This is a genomic window from Haloferula chungangensis (assembly GCF_042664875.1).
In the GTDB taxonomy this organism is placed as follows: domain Bacteria; phylum Verrucomicrobiota; class Verrucomicrobiia; order Verrucomicrobiales; family Akkermansiaceae; genus Haloferula; species Haloferula chungangensis.
The window spans coordinates 1-2,759 of record NZ_JBHTBS010000036.1; the positions used below are offsets into that span (position 1 = coordinate 1).

2 protein-coding genes are annotated in these 2,759 nt (G+C 56.1%); both read left to right on the forward strand.

The genetic code is table 11. The features are described 5' to 3' along the window. The first annotated feature begins 132 nt into the window (after window positions 1–132). Window positions 133–498 (forward strand): hypothetical protein, encoded by a 366-nt coding sequence (locus ACFQY0_RS20980; protein ID WP_379716948.1) that lies wholly within the window; start codon window positions 133–135, stop codon window positions 496–498. 641 nt (window positions 499–1,139) lie between these two features. Beyond that, window positions 1,140–1,598: a hypothetical protein gene (locus ACFQY0_RS20985; protein WP_379716950.1), complete on the forward strand. Its 459-nt coding sequence runs from the start codon at window positions 1,140–1,142 to the stop codon at window positions 1,596–1,598. The last annotated feature ends 1,161 nt before the right edge of the window (window positions 1,599–2,759 follow it).

The following is a 2,759-nucleotide window of genomic DNA, read 5'->3' on the forward strand; positions in this document are numbered from 1 at the left end:
AAGGCGCTCGAGGACGACCCCTTTCAGCGGCTGTGTTGAGTTCTTGCCGCCAGCTTCGAAAGCTGCTTGGATCCCCGCAGCCTTCCCGGTGAGCTCACCGGGATCGCCTCAGCTCGAACGTTCTGTGAAGAAATGAAGATCGCGTTTTCAAGCTACGATGAGTTGCGATTCCTCCACTTAGCGATGTGCGAGGCGAAGTTTCATCTCGATCCTGACCGCAAAGAGGTTCAGGGATCCCCATTCGTAGCCGACACTGCGAACAAGGTGTTTGATCTGCTGATTGCCGAAGCACCATCCGAGAAGGTTGCGGAAGATTGGAGATCCCATCGCGTCCTCCAGACTAACTCGATGATTCTCCCAGCGATCAAGGCCCGATGCGAGGAGTGGTTCAGCTTGAATACTCTCACTTGGGACGAGAAGCTACAATTCCTTCAAGATGTTGCAGCGCCCTATCAACTCACGGATGAACTCGGTTCGACCATTCTTGGCGCTCCGTGAAAAAGACACAGAACAATCCGGCACATACGACGGCGAGTAACGCTCCTGTTTGAATTCGAGCTTCCCCCTCCGCCGCGCATGGCCTATAACGTTCGGCAGAAATTATGAGATCCACAGTACGGGCGGTCATTGGCCTACTCGCATTGTGTGTAGGTTGTGCAGTCTGGTATTGGAAATACCAGCCTTTCAAAAAGGCAGGACCACATCCACAAATACTAGAGGATATGCAGAGGATTGGGTCCGCCGTGGACAACTATCGCGATGAATTCGGCGAAGATCCACCGTCAGAAGCGAAAGCATTTTTCGATGCGCTGACTGGAGACAACCGACGTTCGATCATATTCTTGTCGGGCAAGCAGGTCGCTGACGGTCTTGATCCTTGGCATACCCCTTATGAGGTTTTCTGCTCACCATCTCACTGGTTGATCAGATCAGCGGGTGTAGATAGAGCTTTCGACGACCTTGCTCTAGATGGTGCGGATGACGTTCTTCACAAGATACCAAAGAGCCGAACAAGGCGCGACTGACCGACCCCTATCAGCGGCCTTGTTACGTGGCGTCTCAGTTGGTAGAAAGTTGCCCATGAATCGCGCTGGCCGCCATGGTGGTCGGGTCGGCAGCGCTTCGACGTTAGCCCAAGAATGAAGACCCTAGTTCCAGTTCTTCTGGCGGTCATCATGACCGCTGTTTCGGCTCTCGCTGACGGAATCGAGATGACCGGAGGCTTTCGGTTCGTCTCAGGCACTCGGCTACAGATCCGATTAACTGCACAACAGATCGAGACATTGGAGCACCAGCGCAAGGGCGAGGAGCGGCTTTACACAGCGACCCTGAATCTGAACGAGAGCCAATCGAAGCAAGTTCATGAGAAGACCGGGAAGGTTGTGACAAGCGTCAAAGTGTTCGAACGAGCCTGGAGTGATTGTGGCTGCGCTCCTTGTGCGGCCAATATTGCTAGTCGATTCGATCCTAACATGATTGAGGTAACCTCAGATCATCTCTACGACACCGCTCAGGTTCAATCGTGGTTTCAAGCAGCCAAGCCTGCCAATAAGCCGAAGAAGCGATCATCCCTTCTTCGGCGGAATTGGAAGCGGTAATCGGAGCCAAACTAAACCAACAAGGCTAACAAGTCGTGTGACGACGACGCCAATCAGCGGCTCTGTTGGAGATTGCCGGGAGTCCTTCGATCTGTTCTCCTTGAGTCGGAAGCGCCGCCATGAGGGCGCGCGTCCACATCAAACGTTCTCGTGGAATGTAGAGCCTCTGGGTTTTGAGGGTGTGGCAGCAGGCCGAGTCGAAGATAGGTCGAGCTTATCGAGGTTTTCGAGCTTCCGGAGCTTTGCTGCCCGGAGTGAGCATCATGCGGTGGGCAGCAGAGGAGCGGCCAGGAGAGATCGGACCGAGCACGTGACAGGCTCTGTTAGATTGTCTGTCTGATTCGCTGGGGCTCTGCATCATCACCGCTCGGAGTGTCTCGTGGGATGGAGTCGGCGCTCGATCGGGTATTTTCCCGTGGCGGACCGCGGCGTCCACGAAGATCTCCCCGCTCCCAAGACCGCCCAACGAGAACAAGGCGCTCGAGGGCGACCCCTTTCAGCGGCTTTGTTGTGTTCTTGCCGCCAGCTTCGAAAGCTGCTTGGATCCCAGCAGCCTTCCCGGTGAGCTCACCGGGATCGCCTCAGCTCAAACGTTCTCGTGGAATGTAGAGCCTCTGGGTTTTGAGGGTGTGGCAGCAGACCGAGTCGGAGATAGGTCGAGCTTATCGAGGTTTTCGAGTTTCCAGTGCTTTGCTGACCGGGGTGATCATCATGCGGTGGGCAGCAGAGGAGCGGACAGGAGAGATCGGACCGGGCACGTGACAGGCTCTGTTAGATTGTCTGTCTGATTCGCCGGGGCTCCGCATCATCACCGCTCGGAGTGACCCGTGGGATGGTGTCGGCGCTCGATCGGGTATCTTCCCGTGGCGGACCGCGGCCTCCACGAAGAACTCCCCGCCCCCAAGACCGCCCGACGAGAACAAGGCGCTCGAGGGCGACCCCTTTCAGCGGCTGTGTTGTGTTCTTGCCGCCAGCTTCGAAAGCTGCTTGGATCCCCGCAGCCTTCCCGGTGAGCTCACCGGGATCGCCTCAGCTCAAACGTTCGGCAGAAATTTCGAAGCCAAGCCATGATCCTCTCCAAACCATGTCGGGAGCTTAAGGAAGCTGTGAAGTTCTCCTTCGCCATCCAGATCCCGCTGATGTTGCTGGCCGGATTTGCAG

Coding starts and splice junctions, on each gene's coding strand:
- ACFQY0_RS20980 (WP_379716948.1), top strand. CDS start 133: ATGAAGATCGCGTTTTCAAGCTACGATGAGTTGCGATTCCTCCACTTA.
- ACFQY0_RS20985 (WP_379716950.1), top strand. CDS start 1,140: ATGAAGACCCTAGTTCCAGTTCTTCTGGCGGTCATCATGACCGCTGTT.